The organism is Pedobacter sp. MC2016-24, from assembly GCF_015223055.1.
GTDB lineage: Bacteria > Bacteroidota > Bacteroidia > Sphingobacteriales > Sphingobacteriaceae > Pedobacter.
Genome location: NZ_JADFBX010000021.1, coordinates 61,103 through 76,371 on the forward strand (window position 1 = coordinate 61,103; position 15,269 = coordinate 76,371).

Annotated in this window: 15 protein-coding genes; 4 read left to right on the plus strand and 11 right to left on the minus strand. The window is 40.8% G+C overall.

Features of this window, described 5'->3' with window-relative positions; all coding sequences use genetic code 11:
• Positions 1–150 precede the first annotated feature (150 nt).
• From IM797_RS26535 to IM797_RS26545, 3 genes are read right to left on the minus strand one after another with little or no spacing between them, the layout of a single operon-like run.
• The gene (locus tag IM797_RS26535; protein ID WP_194130248.1) at positions 151–1,131 is read right to left on the minus strand and encodes an MlaD family protein; all 981 of its coding nucleotides are present in this window, start codon (positions 1,129–1,131) and stop codon (positions 151–153) included.
• Between the two features lie 8 nt (positions 1,132–1,139).
• A complete protein-coding gene (locus IM797_RS26540; protein WP_194130249.1) occupies positions 1,140–1,913 on the minus strand; it encodes an ABC transporter ATP-binding protein in 774 nt (257 codons plus the stop codon).
• 10 nt (positions 1,914–1,923) lie between these two features.
• On the minus strand, positions 1,924–2,733 hold the full coding sequence (locus IM797_RS26545) for an ABC transporter permease (RefSeq protein ID WP_194130250.1): 810 nt from the start codon (positions 2,731–2,733) through the stop codon (positions 1,924–1,926).
• A gap of 349 nt (positions 2,734–3,082) precedes the next feature.
• On the opposite strand from IM797_RS26545, the gene IM797_RS26550 reads away from it, so the two are divergent.
• From IM797_RS26550 to IM797_RS26560, 3 genes are all read left to right on the plus strand, one after another.
• Positions 3,083–3,760: a class I SAM-dependent methyltransferase gene (locus IM797_RS26550; protein ID WP_194130251.1), complete on the plus strand. Its 678-nt coding sequence runs from the start codon at positions 3,083–3,085 to the stop codon at positions 3,758–3,760.
• Positions 3,761–3,835: 75 nt separating this feature from the next.
• Complete coding sequence (locus IM797_RS26555; RefSeq protein WP_194130252.1) at positions 3,836–4,201, plus strand: hypothetical protein; 366 nt, start codon at positions 3,836–3,838, stop codon at positions 4,199–4,201.
• 101 nt (positions 4,202–4,302) lie between these two features.
• Complete coding sequence (locus tag IM797_RS26560; protein ID WP_194130253.1) at positions 4,303–4,833, plus strand: ferritin; 531 nt, start codon at positions 4,303–4,305, stop codon at positions 4,831–4,833.
• A 230-nt stretch (positions 4,834–5,063) separates the two neighbouring features.
• On the opposite strand, the gene IM797_RS26565 is transcribed toward IM797_RS26560, so the two are convergent.
• Together IM797_RS26565 and IM797_RS26570 are read right to left on the minus strand one after the other, a co-directional pair.
• Entirely contained in the window at positions 5,064–6,185 is a 1,122-nt protein-coding gene (locus IM797_RS26565) for a peptidoglycan bridge formation glycyltransferase FemA/FemB family protein (protein WP_194130254.1), read from the minus strand.
• A gap of 91 nt (positions 6,186–6,276) precedes the next feature.
• Entirely contained in the window at positions 6,277–6,855 is a 579-nt protein-coding gene (locus tag IM797_RS26570; RefSeq protein WP_194130255.1) for a thymidine kinase, read from the minus strand.
• A 97-nt stretch (positions 6,856–6,952) separates the two neighbouring features.
• On the opposite strand from IM797_RS26570, the gene IM797_RS26575 reads away from it, so the two are divergent.
• Complete coding sequence (locus IM797_RS26575) at positions 6,953–8,011, plus strand: hypothetical protein (protein ID WP_194130256.1); 1,059 nt, start codon at positions 6,953–6,955, stop codon at positions 8,009–8,011.
• Here IM797_RS26575 and rodA read toward each other — a convergent pair.
• The 6 genes from rodA to purH form a co-directional block, all read right to left on the minus strand.
• Positions 8,004–9,266 (minus strand): rod shape-determining protein RodA, encoded by a 1,263-nt coding sequence (rodA, locus tag IM797_RS26580; RefSeq protein ID WP_194130257.1) that lies wholly within the window; start codon positions 9,264–9,266, stop codon positions 8,004–8,006. The genes IM797_RS26575 and rodA overlap by 8 nt on opposite strands.
• Positions 9,263–11,179, minus strand: coding sequence for a penicillin-binding protein 2 (mrdA, locus tag IM797_RS26585; RefSeq protein WP_194130258.1), 1,917 nt, complete (start codon positions 11,177–11,179; stop codon positions 9,263–9,265). Before mrdA ends, rodA begins: the two co-directional genes overlap by 4 nt.
• Positions 11,179–11,694, minus strand: coding sequence for a rod shape-determining protein MreD (gene mreD / locus IM797_RS26590; RefSeq protein ID WP_194130259.1), 516 nt, complete (start codon positions 11,692–11,694; stop codon positions 11,179–11,181). Before mreD ends, mrdA begins: the two co-directional genes overlap by 1 nt.
• Positions 11,684–12,523, minus strand: coding sequence for a rod shape-determining protein MreC (gene mreC, locus IM797_RS26595; protein WP_194130260.1), 840 nt, complete (start codon positions 12,521–12,523; stop codon positions 11,684–11,686). The genes mreD and mreC overlap by 11 nt, the downstream gene beginning before the upstream one ends.
• Before the next feature lie 95 nt (positions 12,524–12,618).
• Positions 12,619–13,641 (minus strand): rod shape-determining protein, encoded by a 1,023-nt coding sequence (locus tag IM797_RS26600; protein WP_048907325.1) that lies wholly within the window; start codon positions 13,639–13,641, stop codon positions 12,619–12,621.
• Between the two features lie 86 nt (positions 13,642–13,727).
• Positions 13,728–15,254: a bifunctional phosphoribosylaminoimidazolecarboxamide formyltransferase/IMP cyclohydrolase gene (gene purH, locus IM797_RS26605; RefSeq protein WP_194130261.1), complete on the minus strand. Its 1,527-nt coding sequence runs from the start codon at positions 15,252–15,254 to the stop codon at positions 13,728–13,730.
• Between the last annotated feature and the right edge of the window lie 15 nt (positions 15,255–15,269).

A 15,269-nucleotide genomic window follows, 5' to 3' on the forward strand; every position in this document is an offset into this window, starting at 1 on the left:
CGATAAGCACTATGCTCCTTGCATCACGCGCTCTGCACTATGCCATTTGCATCATGCTATTTACTCAAAAATCACCTTCTATGAAGCGACCTAGGCGCTCTTTGCTCCCCCTTCGGGAGCCTAAGAGATGCCAGTCGCAGAATAGAACGGTTATTTTTGACCTTCAGCCTCAGCTTTTGCTCTCTTTTTAAAGAATCCGCGGAATAAGAAATTACTTTGTAAAGCTTCCAGATCTTCATCTAGTTTTTTACTGCTGGTCTCCAGATTCTTCATAATAGATTTCACCTGCTCAGCGGTTTTTGCATCATTGATCAATAAACCCACCGCATTATCTGTCTGGTTGAATTTCGAAGAAGCTTTATTCAAATTCTCGGTCATGGCAGAAGCTGACTGTGCTGTTTTTTGCAATTCTGTAACGGCTCCCTGTAATTTTGCAAATACAGCGGTATCTGTCATTAGTTTATCGGCTAAACCTCCCTTAGTATTTAAGGTTTTGGTAAAGGTATTCATCTCTGCGGCCATTCTGTTTGCGGATGCAGTTGTGTTTTTTAGGTTTTCCACAATTGTCCTAAAATTGGCGGCAATCTTTTCGTCTGTCAGCAAAGCACCAGCCGTTCCTTTACCCTCTACCAGGCTTTTAGAAAGTACTTTAAAATCTGAAGTTACATCTACCAGGTTTTTGTTGTTTACCTGGAATGTTTTCATGATGTCATCGGTAGAAAGCGCGGTATTAACCTGAAGTTGATCCCCATCCTCTATAAAAGGAAATTTAGGACTTCCACCACCGATCACGACGATCTTATTTCCAATTAAGCCGTCGGAACTGATACTTGCCGTAGAATTTTTGTGAATATACTTATGGGCATCCTCTTCGATGTTCATAAACACCTGGACCTGCGATGTTCCATAGAACTGAATCTTTTTAATTGTCCCGATTTTTACCCCTGAAAACCAAACGTTACCGCCCGATTTGAGACCCTGTATATCGCTAAAAACAGCATTTACAGTAAAGCTTTTTACAAAGGTTTTTCTCTGGCTTCCTAAAGTAAAAACGCCTAAAACGAATATCACCAGGCCGATGAGTATAAATACTCCAACTGTGATCTGTTTGCGGTTGTCTGTTGCTTGCATATTTTCTGTTACTGAATAAAATTATAGTCATAGAAAGGTTTCACCCTTTCGTCATTTGTATTAAAAACTTCTTCAAAGGTACCAACCCTTTGAAATTGTCCGTCTAAAAGCATCGCTACCCGGTTACCCACGGATTTGGCACAGGTAAGGTCGTGGGTAATCACGATGGAACTGGTGTGAAAACGCGTCTGTACTTCGTTAATCAAATTGTTGATCTCCAGACAGGTTATCGGATCCAGTCCGGCTGTAGGCTCATCGTAAAGCATGATTTCCGGGCGCAATATCAAGGTCCGGGCAATACCAATCCTTTTTCGCTGTCCACCCGAAAGTTCAGATGGCATCTGGTTTATGGTATTCAGCAAACCTACTGCATCCAGCATTTCTTCTACAGCATGTTTCACCTCAGCTTTGGTCAGGTTTTTTTGATTCCTTACCAATGGAAATTCCAGATTTTCCCTAACAGTCATACTATCATACAAAGCACTGTTCTGGAAAGAAAATCCAACCTTTAGCCGGAGTTCCAGTAATTCTTTATAGGTAATCTGATCTACAAGTTGCCCGAGTACTTTGACATCGCCTGCATCGGGCGTCAGCAGTCCGACAATGATTTTGATCAATACAGATTTTCCGGTACCGGATTTACCCAATACCACAAGGTTCTCTCCTTTATACACATCCAGGTCAATTCCTTTCAATACATGGAAATTTCCAAATGATTTCATCAGACCTTTAATCTCAATGACTTTTTCGGCACCTTTATCCGTTTGCTTTTTCTGTTCCATTGCTTAAGATTTAGGTTCTGAATAAACTGAAAAACTGTACTGAAACTACCTCTTCAATAAATATGAGGAACATCGCTATAACTACTGCTGAGTTTGCCGCTTTACCAACGCCCTCAGTTCCTTTAGACGAATTGTAGCCCTGGTAGCAGCCTACGACACCAATGGTAAAGCCAAATAAAATCGCTTTAATGGTTGAGGCTGTAAAGTCAAGAAATGTAATTTGTTCTAATGAAGACTGAAAAAATGCTTTTGCACTTGTATTTTCACTTAGCGACACGTTTAGTAAGGCACCACACATACCCACCATAGCAGTATAAAAGGTAAGTATAGGTATAGTAATTGTTGCCGCGAGTACGCGTGTGGATACTAAAAATTTAAAAGGGTTGGTTGCAGAGACCTCCATGGCGTCAATTTGTTCGGTAACACGCATAGAACCAAGCTCCGCACCGATACTGGAACCTACCTTACCGGCGGCGATCAGTCCTGTTAATAGTGGTGCCAGTGTTCTGAGTAAGGCAATCCCTACAAGGGAAGGTAACCAGGACGTTGCGCCAAACTCTGACAGGGATGGCCTGGACTGCTTGGTAAATACAATTCCTGTAATGAAACCTGTAGTTGAAATCAGTAAGGCCGAGCGGTATCCAATCTCATAACATTGGCGAAATAGCTCTTTCAGCTCATAAGGAGGAAGAAAACCCTCTTTGAAAAAACGAGCAATAAATTTATACACATCATATAGTGTCAAGAACATCCGGCTCAACCTACCGGGGCCTTTAACTTCCTTTTCTTGTTCTAAGGGTTGCTCAGTCTTGCTCTCCATGAATTAGCCTAATATCATATATTATCATTGTTGTAACAGCAATTGTTAGTTTTTGTTTAGGAGGTACTAACAAACGGTACGCCATAATTTTGTAAAGTTAAAATTTGCCAAATAAACTGCACGTTATTTTATTGTATCTGAATGCTTTTAATTTCGAGCATTGTGGTTGTCTGGCAAGCTTTGCTGTCATCTGGTGATAAATTGCTTGTGTTTTGATTTATTTTTTTGCCTAAAGGTTAGGTTTTTGCTTTTATTCTTCTGCGTATGCTAATTATTTAGAATATTTATAAATAGATTTATCGCACAATTTTTTAGAAAAGTAGCGATCTGCACCTTAATATATCACAGCATGGAAAATAAGTGGACTGAACAAGATCTGATGCAAATTGCGCGTCAACTGAGTTGTCCGGATGGAGAAGATGGAATCAGGACTGCACAGCGCATGGCACATACCAACGACCAGATGACGCAGGAAACCTATAAAGCTTTAAGGCTTAGCGTGGGTGATCAGGTGATGGAAATTGGTCCTGGTAATGGTAATCATGTCCGAAATCTGATGACTGTTGCTGAGGATCTTAATTACTGTGGCGTAGATATCTCAGAAACTATGGTTGTCGCGGCGAATGAACTGAATGCTGAATTGCTTGGAAGCAATGTCTCTTTTCAGCTGACTGCTGCAGATCAACTGAACTTCCCGGGCGATTTTTTTGATAAAATATTCACGGTAAACACGATTTACTTTTGGCAAGATCCTGAAGCTTATGCCCGGGAGATATTCCGCGTGTTGAAACCTGGTGGGGTGTTCAGCTTAGGCTTTGCCTCCAGAGATTTTATGGAAGGACTGCCTTTTACCAAATACCGGTTTAACTTGTATGACAAAGTGACCGTTGAAGCCTTGTTGATCAAGGCAGGTTTTTCTGTTTTGGAATTTATTGAGTTTATGGATGTGACCACCAGTAATACCGGTGTGGTTGTGGAAAGGGAAGTTCTGATTGCCCGTGCGACAAAAATTAGCGGCTTAGGTTAGTATTATTAAAAAAATATTCCCGTTGATTTGGAATAAATCTAAATAATAATCACCTTTGCCTTACAAGTAAAATCAATGCAAAATTTAACCATTCAGGCAACCGTCGATTTTAATGAAGTTTTTAGTACCAAACACGGTGCTATTTATCAGTCAGATGCTGAAAACTGCTGGTATATTGATTTTGCCGGTAAATTGGCCCGCTTTGATTACCGTAATATTCTAAAGTTAAAAAAGGCAGTCTATCAAATTGACATTGAAGACCTGCTGCTGAACGGTGCAAATAGTCCAGATCTGGAAATTCTTTTCATCTGTGCATGCGATCACTGTTATGTATTGTCACTTGTTCAAATCATTGCTTTAAAGGAATTGTTGCAGGGTACTTTTGTGATGCTGGAATTGAATCACATCATTCAGGATAGGCTGTATCGCTTAATAGGCTGAGCTTGTTAGAATTAGATTCTTTCCATATTGCGTTTAAATTCTCTATTCTGAACTCTTAGCTCTATTTTTGTAGTAGAAACTACGAATTAATACCTAAGAATATGAAAGATATCCTGCGTGTTAAGTGTTTACTCTCAGCAGATGTAGAGGCACTTATTAACCAACAAATAAAAAAAGAAGCACATTCCTCAGCGATTTATTTGTCTATGGCTTCATGGTGTAACCGCAATGGCTATGATTTCTCCGGTGACTATTTCTTTAAACAAGCTGAAGAAGAAAGAATGCACCAATTGAAGTTTTTCAAGTATGTATTGGATATGGGTGGAAATGCAGTGTCTCCTGAAATTACCAATGTTAAAGCAGAATATAATTCATTCCGTGAAGTATTTGAAGAAGCTTTAGATCAGGAAATCAGCGTAACCCAGTCTATTAAAAATATCGCGGCGCGTTGTTATAAAGAACAAGATTTTGTAACTCTTGAGTTCTTAAACTGGTTCTTTAAAGAACAAAGAGAAGAGGAATACAAAGCCAGAAGAGCACTGGAATTGTTTGAAGTTATTGGCGAAGAAGGTACCGGAAGATGGCAGATCGACAAACATGTTGGTCAGATTACATACGACAGCGAGGCTTAATCCATTCCTGCTGTAAAGGCTAATCAAGGTACATACTGATGCATTGTCAAACAGTATGTACCTTTTTTTGTTTATCAGATAAAATTTAGTGGCATGTCGAAGAAAAAAGATAAAAAGTCTGATAAAAAAGACAAAAAGAGCAAAAAGAAAAAAGAATGCTGCGAAAAATATCTGACAGGGAAACGCTGTAAAAACTGTCCCAATGGATAAAATTCAACAGAGAATAGCCGTTATACGTGATATCCCTGACTGTGCATTTCTGTGCCAATAAATCTTTGGTATTGTTTCATGTCCAGCGGATAATCCCAACAACCCATTCTATGGTATAGTTGACCGCCGAATCCGGTTTTAAATTTATACAAACCATACAGTGGGTGCGCGGGATCAGGTCTCGGTGCGACACCAAATAAATCATATTCTATACATCCACGCTCTTTTGCGATTTTCATGGCTTCCCATTGCAGGGCATAAGTAGCCATGAAATTTCGGTTGCTGGAAGAAGATGCGCCATACAAATATGTACCGCGGTGACCAGATATGACCAGGAACATAGCTGCCATCGGTGTTCCCTCAAGTTCGGCAAGCAGCAGTTCTACTTCAGCAGGTGAAGTTGTATTTTCTGCTCTGGCAGTTAATACCGTTTGAAAATAACTGATGTCGTTAATGTGGATTCTGTTTCTAAGGGCAGTTTCCTGGTATAAGGCATACCAGACATGCAGGTTCTCCAAGCCGACTTTGCGGACGGTGATTCCTTTTCTGTAAGACAGATTGATATTGTACCTTGTTTTGGGTTTCATGGCATCCAGAATTTGGCTACCGTCGCGTTGTAAATCGAGAAATATGGTATTGGAAGGTAAGATGTCGGAATTTGTTTTTCTCAGGTTCCAGTTTATGGTGTTAAAATTAAAACGAAACTCCTGATATTTTTTTTCCGGGGGACCATTCCAGTTGCCGGATTCGTCAAAGCAATCACTTTCTTTGGCCCAATGAGATTCCCAGGCCAAGTCATAACGAATTAAAATGCACTTGTCAGGCAGTTGGCTTCTGAGTGATTCTGAAAGCTCTTCCAGAAATTTTCCCTGATGTTCTTCATTGGGTTCTATTTCAGGTCCATATGGAACATAAGCAACGCTATATTCCCGATCCAGCGGTTGTAGCAATACCAGAAAATCGGCATGTGTATATTTGTTTTTTGAAGCCCGGTTATAAATGCTCTCATCAGGAACTTTAAAGTTAAATGCTTTTGTTTGTAGTCCTTGTTTTGTTTTTACTTCAGACCAGAATGCGGTTTGTTGAATGATGGAAGTTTCGTAAACAGCCCGGATGTCCTTTTTTTCAATAACAATATTCATCTTTTTTGCTTAACCTGCAAAGGACGCGAATTTTATCCTGATAAGCTAACCACTAATGTGCTTAGCTTGTCAAAATGAATGAGGGCGAATTTTATTCATCACCCAGATGGAAGCAGTGCCTGCACCTTGGTTCGTAACTTTCCTTTTCGCCCAATAGAAATTTGTTCGAATTGGCTACGGTACGGTAAGAATAGACAGCAGGACTTCCACAGCATACGCAAACAGCATTTACTTTGGTCACCAATTCTGCAATAGCCATCAGTGCTGGTATCGGACCAAATGGCTTTCCGGTAAAATCCATGTCCAGCCCGGCAACAATAACGCGGATACCCTTTTGAGCGAGTTTATTACAAACATCAGGAAGATCTTCATCAAAAAACTGTGCTTCATCTATGCCCACGACTTGCGTATCTGCATTTAAAAGTAATATGGCTGATGACGTTTCTACGGGAGTAGAAGGTATCGAATTTGAATCGTGCGACACAACTGCTGTTTCATCGTAACGCGTATCCGTTTTAGGCTTAAAGATTTCGATCTTTAAACGGGCGATCTGCGCGCGTTTTAAACGCCTTAATAATTCTTCAGTTTTTCCTGAAAACATCGAGCCGCAAATTACTTCAATGCTGCCAAAGTTCGCCCCCCTCCTGTAATTTTGTTCGCTGAATAACATGTGCTTTAGGATCTTTTAAGGCCGCTAATATCAGAATTTTGTAGTACTTTTGAGAGGTAAGTTACCAACAAAACCGTAGTTTTTGCGTTATTAAGTTATGATGAATCAACAGGATATTTTTAAAAAAATAGGATTGATACTGAACGAACTTCAGGATCAGTATGAATTTTTAGCTCAAAACCCTTCTCAGCTAAATGAACTGGAACTGGAGCTTTTCTTGGCCAATGCCAATTTTTTATCAGACCATGTGCAGATTGTACGGAAAATCAATAACAATCCGCTGGTTAAGCAAATTCCACAGCATGCAGAAGTTCCTGAGCCTGAAACGCAAATTCAACCATTGACAGCAGTTGCTGCTGAACCCTTACCTGTTGAGTTGCCAGCAGCAGCAGAAGTTATTGAAACAGCACCTGAATCGGAGCTTATTGAAGAAATTATTGAACCTGAAGAAAAAGAAGTATTCAGATTAGAGCCTGAGCCTGAAAACCAATTTCAGGATGAGCTGTTCAAATTGGAGCAGGAACCAGCCAGGTTTGAATTTATATTAAATGAAGCGCCCTTATCCGACAAATTTGACTTCGAAGAGAAATCTATAGATGACATTTTTGATCGTCCTTTAAGTAAGGAAGAAGCACGCATCATTGCGGAGAAACAAAATCAGGTATCTGCAGAGCCGATCCATCAAACCATTCCCGAAGTTGTAACAGAAGAAATACCTGTGCAGGTTGAATCTCTAAAAACTGACCTTGAACCTGAGCCGGAATTTAAACAAACTACATTTGAACCCCTTCCTGTTGAAGTGAAGGCAGCCGCGAGTCCGGTTGCAGAAGAAAGTCCCAGACTTACATTAAATGACCTCCTGGCAGGAAAAAACAACAATACAGCAAATGTGAACGAGGGTAGTTTTAAGACGCCGATAACAGATTTGAGGCAGGCCATCAACTTAAATGAAAAGCTGTTGTATATCAAAGATTTGTTTAATGGTTATAATCTGGCTTATGCAGAAGCTATTGATCTGATCAATAAGATGCCGGATTTCCAGGCAGCAGATAAATTTTTGCAGCATAACTACGCGGTTAAAAACAATTGGGCATCAAAACAAACTACTGTTGATCAGTTTTACGAATTGCTGAACCAACGTTTTCCAGCTAGATAAAGCCCATTCTGTTTGAATCCAACTTCAGGAATATAAACAGCAATACCGTAAAGCTCCATAAGGAAGAACCTCCATAGCTGATGAATGGTAAGGGGATACCAATCACCGGGATGATGCCAATTGTCATTCCGATATTGATGAATACGTGGAAGAATATAATACTTGCCACGCAATAGCCATATACCCGGGAAAACGTAGACCGTTGCCGTTCTGCCAGGTTCACCACCCGGAGCAGCATAGTGAGGTAGAGCGCGATCACTACAAAACAGCCTGCGAAACCCCATTCTTCACCTATGGTGGAGAAAATGAAATCGGTGCTTTGCTCCGGCACATAGCCATATTTGGTCTGTGTGCCCTGTAAAAAGCCCCTTCCGGTCGCCTGTCCTGATCCTATGGCAATTTTACTCTGGTTTACATTATATCCCGCGCCTTTTGGGTCTGTTTTAAGCCCCAGGATCAATTCAATCCGCGTCTGCTGATGTGGTTGTAAAACTTTTTCAAAAATGACCTTAGCGATAAACAAATAGCCAATAGCGGCAAATGTGATGACACCGATCATAATCATCCGCTGTTGTTTCTTTTTGTTGTAATAGATGAACAGCGCGCCAATGGCGAGGATGCTGGAGATGAGTACCAGCGGGGTTAAATAAAGGTTGAGAATAAATAGCAATACCATTCCCCAGAAAAGAATCAGCAGATATCCCGGTAATCCTTCGCGATACAATGGAAACATGAAAGAGAGGAATACCAGTGTAGAGCCCGCATCCGGTTGAAGCATGATCAGGCACATCGGTAAAATAATGATCGCTGCCGCAATCAATACCGGCTTTAATGTGGTCAGCTTAGGATTAAAAGAACTCACATACCTGGCCAGTAACAGCGCTGTTCCGAACTTGGCAAGTTCTGATGGTTGCAACCTGAATGATCCCAATGGGATCCAGGCCTGGTTACCACCAACATTTCTTCCGACTACCAGCACAACCAATAACAAGAACATGGTTACGCCATATATGATGGGAGAGAAGACACTAAAGAATTTGGCATCAAGCAATAGGATAGAGAAACCAAGTATCAGACCTGTAAAGATGAAAATCAGTTGTTTACCATAATTACTTCCAAAACTAAAAATATCTGAATCTGCCCTTGGAATAGAAGCATAGATGTTTACAAATCCAATTAAACACAAGGCTACATAGATCAGGATAGTAATCCAGTCTACGTTGAAGAAAAACCTATCGTTTTGTTGTGTCGTCATTTTGTAGCTTGAATGGGTTTAGCTTTTATTGCTGTGGTGTCTTTAATCGAATCTGTCAATTTAGCCTTGGGTTTTACTTTAGGCTTCGGCGGATCTGGAAGGATGACCTGTTTCTTCATCCATTCTGCCTGCGCTTGTTTATTTTTTGCCAGGCTTCCTTTTAAATAAGTTTCAGTAATATAACTGGCAATTGGTGCCGCATAAGTACTGCCATAACCTGCATTTTCTACGATAACCGCAATGGCAATTTTTGGATTGTCGCGCGGAGCGAACCCAATAAATACGGAGTGGTTTTTACCACGTGGGTTTTGTACCGTACCTGTTTTACCACACATGATGATCCCGTCGATCTGTGAGTCTCTTGCCGTTCCCCAGGAAGCATTTACCGCATCCTGCATGCCATCTATTACCGGTCCGAAGTGTCGTTGATCAACCCCCACATAGTTTTTAACCAGGTACTCTTTTTTAATGACATGGTTTTTACCGATAGCTTTGACCAGATGGGGCTTGATGTAATAACCCTGGTTGGCAATAATGGCCATAATGTTAGCCATTTGAAGTGGGGTAGCATCCATCTCCCCTTGTCCGATAGCCAGGGAAAGCACCGTGCTGTAACCCCAGTATTTGCTATATTTAGACGAATAGTAGGCTGCATCATATAACCTGCCATCTCGTTCAGAGGGCAAATCAATTCCTAGCTTTCCGCCAAGCCCAAATTTTCTAACCTTTTTTTGCCATTCGTCATAAGCGATGTGTTGATTGGCATATTTACGCTGCGTGATCAGTTTTTGAAACACATAGCAAGCATAAGTATTACATGATCTCGCTAATCCTCTGCGCAAACTAATGTTCCCATCAACGTGTTCACACTTTACAGTGTGGTTACCTACTTTGAAATAACCGGGACAGTTGAAAGTCATGTTGGGATCAATAACACCATCTTGCAGACCCAGTAAAGCATCCAATGGCTTAAATGAAGAACCAGGAGAATAATAACCCATAATTGGCCTGATGTTGAACACCCGGTTTGGATCTTTTAACAACTCCATATAATTGTTGCCCTGCTGCCGGCCAACCATCAGGTTGGGATCGTAACTTGGGCTGCTGACAAAGGCGAGTACTTCTCCTGTCGCGGGTTCAATGGCTACGATACTGCCAATTTTGTTCTTCATCAACTGTTCTCCAAGTTTCTGTAATTTCAGATCTAAGGAAGAAATTAACTGATCACCCGAAACAGCTGCAGTGTCAAATCGACCTTCTGCATAGCTACCTTTAGGTACGTTCTTTGCGTCATATAGCATGTTAACCACACCTCTCTTCCCACGTAGAAGTGTTTCATACGATTTTTCAACACCTGATTTTCCGATGTAATCTCCTGAGCGGTAGTAACCTTCAGAGTTCGTAATGTCCAGAGGTGATACCTCTTTGATATAACCCAAAAAGTGAGCTGCAAGGCTGTCCGGATAATTCCGGATGGTTCTGCTTTGTACAAAGAAGCCAGGGAAGCGGGATAATTGCTCCGATAGTGCAGCATAAGTTTCAATAGACAATTGTTTTTCAAACAGGCCTGGCTGATATCTGGATTGGGCCGAAGCCCTGTTAAAGTTTCTTTTAAAACGCGTGGTATCAATGCCAATGATCCGGCAAAGGGCAGCCGTATCAAAATCTTTGACCTGGTTGGGGATGACCATTAAATCGTACACCGATTCATTTTGTGCCAAAGCTTTCTCATTCCGATCAAAAATAACCCCACGTGCCGGATACGTGTAAATTTTACGGAGTACGTTACGATCGGCAGAAAGGAAATATTTATCGCTTAAAATCTGAATATAGAAAAGTGTACCCAACAGGATCAGTCCCATTAAGATGAAAACGCCTTGTATGATATATTTTCGGTTAAACAGATTGTTCATTAGCGGGCTTTTCTATTATAGAATATAAATTCGATCAGGATAATCGTGAAGAGTGTAAATATACCACTTAAAAGACATCTGAGCAGGGTATACGAAAACTCAGCAAGTCTGAAGGTTTCTAAAAAGAAGAGCACCAAATGATGAGAAAAAACGCATAAAATGGCATACAATATGAACCATTTAAAGCCCATATTTCCAAGTGTAGGTTCTGGTTCGTCAAATCCATCGCGGTTCAAGGTAATGGAAATGAAAGAGATCCTGACAAAGGCCAGCGCTACACAGGCAGCCGCGTTTACACCCAGGGTGTCGTAAAAAGCATCCAGCGTTAAACCGGTGACAAATGCAATCAGGTAAAGTAATAAATTGGGGATGCCAAAGGGAAGCAGCATCAAAAAAAGAATGTATACAAATGGGGTAGCCATGTTATAGAAACTCAGGTTCCGCAGCAGCAGGATCTGAGTTAAAAGGAGTATGAACCACCTTACGATATTTACCAAAACGATTCTACTGTTCATTGGGTACTTTTGATGCTAATTCTTTTTGTTCGGCCGCGTATTTATCTAAAATTACGTAGACATATTGTAAAGTGCTAAAATCATTGAACAACCTGATTTCTATAGCCATAGAATTATCCCCGGCGGCCACAGAAGTGTTGATGATACTGCCTACCGGAATTCCTGGCGGGAAAGAGGAATAGCCTGAAGTCACTACCGTATCTTTTACGTTCACTTTAAAATGATTGGGTACGTCTTTAACAAAGGCTTTCCTGTAGTCAAAATTGCTGGTACCCCAAACCAATGAGCCCAATGCATTGTTCTTTTTAAGGTTTACACTAATCTTGGTTTCTTTATGCAACAGGGACTGGATATTGGCCAAATGTTCAGAAACATCCCTGATATAGCCAACTACACCTACACCCGGAGAAATTACCGGCATGCCGCTGGCAATTCCATCGGCTTTACCTTTATTGATGGTGATGATGTTGTTGCGCAGGGTAATGGAATTCTTAATAACCCGGGCAGATAGGTAAGTATACTGTGGATTATTCAGTGTGTCCTTAACCGTGATTTTTTTTGCACTATCTATGCTTTTCAGCATGAGCAACTCCGTTTTGAGTTTGGCATTTTCTGCAGCCAGGCTATCATTTACCGGACCCAAATTGAGGTATTTTTTTAAGACATTGAGGTTTTGGTAAACATCGCCTACCACCTCATTGGTAGAGTTAACGGCCGCACTGTGCTGGTAAGCATTATTTCTTACCGTTAAAATCAGGCCGAAAATGAAGAAAATGATAAATAAGAAAAATGCGTTATATCTGTTTATGAAAATCCAAAGGTTACGCATGTATCTAAAAATTTTTAATATTCAGTATTTGGTTGTTGGTATTTAGTCATTAACGGCATGGCCAGCCAACTACTAAATACCAACTACGATACTAGCTATTGCATTAAGAATTTGAAACCACCGATGTTTTTAAGCGCAATTCCGGTGCCACGTACTACCGCACGTAAAGGATCTTCGGCAACGTGAACCGGCAACTTTGTTTTAGCAGCCACACGTTTATCCAATCCGCGCAACAAAGCACCTCCACCTGTCAAATAAATACCGGTCTGATAAATATCTGCGGAAAGCTCCGGAGGAGTGATCTCCAGGGCTTTTAAAATGGCCTCTTCAATTTTAGAGATCGATTTATCCAGGCAGTGTGCAATCTCAGTATAAGATACCGTGATCTGTTTTGGAACGCCGGTCATTAAATCACGGCCCTGAACAGCAAAATCAGCAGGAGGATCCTGTAATTCAGGTAGTGCAGCCCCAACTTCAATTTTAATTTTCTCTGCAGTACGGTCACCGATCATGATGTTGTGCTGACGACGAATGTAATTTACAATGTCTGAATCAAAGTTATCTCCCGCAACGCGGATAGACTGGTCACATACAATACCTGACAGCGCGATTACAGCAATTTCTGTAGTACCACCACCGATATCGATGATCATGTTTCCCATAGGTTCTTCTACGTCAATGCCGATACCAACAGCAGCAGCCATTGGTTCATGAATCAGGTACACCTCTTTGGCGCCGGCAATTTCTGCCGAATCTCTTACCGCACGTTTTTCAACCTCAGTAATACCGGAAGGGATACAGATTACCATTCTTAACGAAGGAAACATCCAGCCTTTACCGCCATTTAACATGCGGATCATGCCTTTAATCATTGCTTCAGCGGCATTAAAGTCGGCAATAACGCCATCTTTAAGTGGTCTAACCGTACGGATATTGTCGTGGGTTTTACCTTCCATTTGCATGGCTTGCCTGCCAATTGCAATGATTTTATTTGTTTGTCTGTCAAAGGCAACAATTGATGGTTCATCAACTACTACTTTGTCGTTATGTATAATCAAGGTATTGGCTGTACCTAAATCGATAGCAACCTCTTGTGTAAACCAATTAAATAAACCCATTTATAGGTAATAAGTTAAGTATTAAAAATTCTGTATACTATATAATGTAAAACTACATCTTTTTATTGTATTCAGAGCGAAATAAATTAGTGTTTAAAATGTCTAATACCCGTGGTCACCATTGCAATTCCTTTCTGATTGGCCATGTTTACAGAATCTGCATCTTTAATTGAGCCTCCAGGTTGCAGAACCGCAGTAATTCCTGCTTCTGCTGCAATTTCCACACAGTCAGGGAAAGGAAAAAATGCATCCGACGCCATTACCGAGCCTTTAAGGTCAAACTTAAATGCATCTGCTTTCACAATGGCTTGTTTCAAAGCATCTACTCTTGATGTTTGTCCAACGCCGCTTGATAACAATTGGTCGTTTTTCACAAATACGATGGTATTTGATTTGGTATGCTTAACAATTTTATTGGCAAAATACAGGTCCTGTAATTCCTGTGCAGTAGGTATTTTGTTGGTTACCGAAGTCATTTGCTCCGGGCCTTCGATAATTAAATCTTTGTCCTGTTCAATCACCCCGTTCAATAAAGTCTTGAATTGTTTTTTGCTCAGTTCAACTTCGTTCCGCTGTAAAATTACGCGGTTTTTCTTGGCGCGGAACAATTCAACCGCTTCAGGCGCGTAAGCCGGGGCGATCAATACTTCGAAAAATAATTTATTGATTTCGGTAGCGGTAGCCAGGTCAATTTCGCGGTTGGCAATCAATACGCCACCAAAAGCTGAAACAGGATCGCAAGCTAATGCTACATTCCATGATTCCAGAATGGTAGCCTTAGAAGCTACACCGCAGGCATTGGTATGTTTTAGGATGGCAAAAGTAGGTGCTTCAAACTCATCAATCAGTGCAACAGCTGCATCTACATCAACGAGGTTGTTGTAAGACAGTTCTTTACCATTCAGTTTGGTGAACATTGCATCCAGGTCTCCGTAAAATACGCCTTGCTGGTGTGGATTTTCTCCATATCTTAATGTTTGTGCTTCAGCGATACTGTGCTTAAATACCGTAAGCGGCTCTTCAGTATTGAAGTAGTTGAAGATTGCAGTATCGTAATTAGAAGAAGTATGGAATGCTTTTTTAGCGAAAGCTTTACGTTGTGCTAAAGTGGTTTCTCCATTTTGATCTTCCAATTGTTTTTGCAGGTTTGCATAATCGTCTTTAGAAGCGAGGATAACCACATCGTTGAAATTCTTTGCAGCTGCTCTGATCAGAGAAATTCCACCGATATCGATCTTTTCAATGATGTCTACTTCAGAACCGCCTGCTTTAACTGTTTCTTCAAATGGATACAAGTCAACAATCACCAGGTCAATTTCAGGAATTTCATACTGGGCAATCTGTTCCTGATCTGAAGCCAAAGCTCTGCGGTTTAAAATCCCACCAAAAACTTTAGGGTGTAATGTTTTTACTCTTCCTCCTAAAATAGAAGGATAACCAGTAAGGTCTTCAACAGCAGTAACTGGTAAGTTTAGGTCTTTAATGAACTGTTCAGTACCTCCGGTAGAGAATAACTGTACACCTTGCTGTGCAAGTAAACGAACTAAAGGTTCTAAACCATCTTTGTAATAAACTGAAATTAAAGCGTTTTTGATCTTTTTAGAGTGACTCATTTGGAGAAAAATTTT

Coding starts and splice junctions, on each gene's coding strand:
- IM797_RS26600 (WP_048907325.1), bottom strand. CDS start 13,641: ATGGGTTTATTTAATTGGTTTACACAAGAGGTTGCTATCGATTTAGGT.
- IM797_RS26540 (WP_194130249.1), bottom strand. CDS start 1,913: ATGGAACAGAAAAAGCAAACGGATAAAGGTGCCGAAAAAGTCATTGAG.
- mreD (WP_194130259.1), bottom strand. CDS start 11,694: ATGAACAGTAGAATCGTTTTGGTAAATATCGTAAGGTGGTTCATACTC.
- IM797_RS26550 (WP_194130251.1), top strand. CDS start 3,083: ATGGAAAATAAGTGGACTGAACAAGATCTGATGCAAATTGCGCGTCAA.
- mrdA (WP_194130258.1), bottom strand. CDS start 11,179: ATGAACAATCTGTTTAACCGAAAATATATCATACAAGGCGTTTTCATC.
- IM797_RS26560 (WP_194130253.1), top strand. CDS start 4,303: ATGAAAGATATCCTGCGTGTTAAGTGTTTACTCTCAGCAGATGTAGAG.
- rodA (WP_194130257.1), bottom strand. CDS start 9,266: ATGACGACACAACAAAACGATAGGTTTTTCTTCAACGTAGACTGGATT.
- IM797_RS26570 (WP_194130255.1), bottom strand. CDS start 6,855: ATGTTATTCAGCGAACAAAATTACAGGAGGGGGGCGAACTTTGGCAGC.
- IM797_RS26575 (WP_194130256.1), top strand. CDS start 6,953: ATGATGAATCAACAGGATATTTTTAAAAAAATAGGATTGATACTGAAC.
- purH (WP_194130261.1), bottom strand. CDS start 15,254: ATGAGTCACTCTAAAAAGATCAAAAACGCTTTAATTTCAGTTTATTAC.
- IM797_RS26565 (WP_194130254.1), bottom strand. CDS start 6,185: ATGAATATTGTTATTGAAAAAAAGGACATCCGGGCTGTTTACGAAACT.
- mreC (WP_194130260.1), bottom strand. CDS start 12,523: ATGCGTAACCTTTGGATTTTCATAAACAGATATAACGCATTTTTCTTA.
- IM797_RS26545 (WP_194130250.1), bottom strand. CDS start 2,733: ATGGAGAGCAAGACTGAGCAACCCTTAGAACAAGAAAAGGAAGTTAAA.
- IM797_RS26555 (WP_194130252.1), top strand. CDS start 3,836: ATGCAAAATTTAACCATTCAGGCAACCGTCGATTTTAATGAAGTTTTT.
- IM797_RS26535 (WP_194130248.1), bottom strand. CDS start 1,131: ATGCAAGCAACAGACAACCGCAAACAGATCACAGTTGGAGTATTTATA.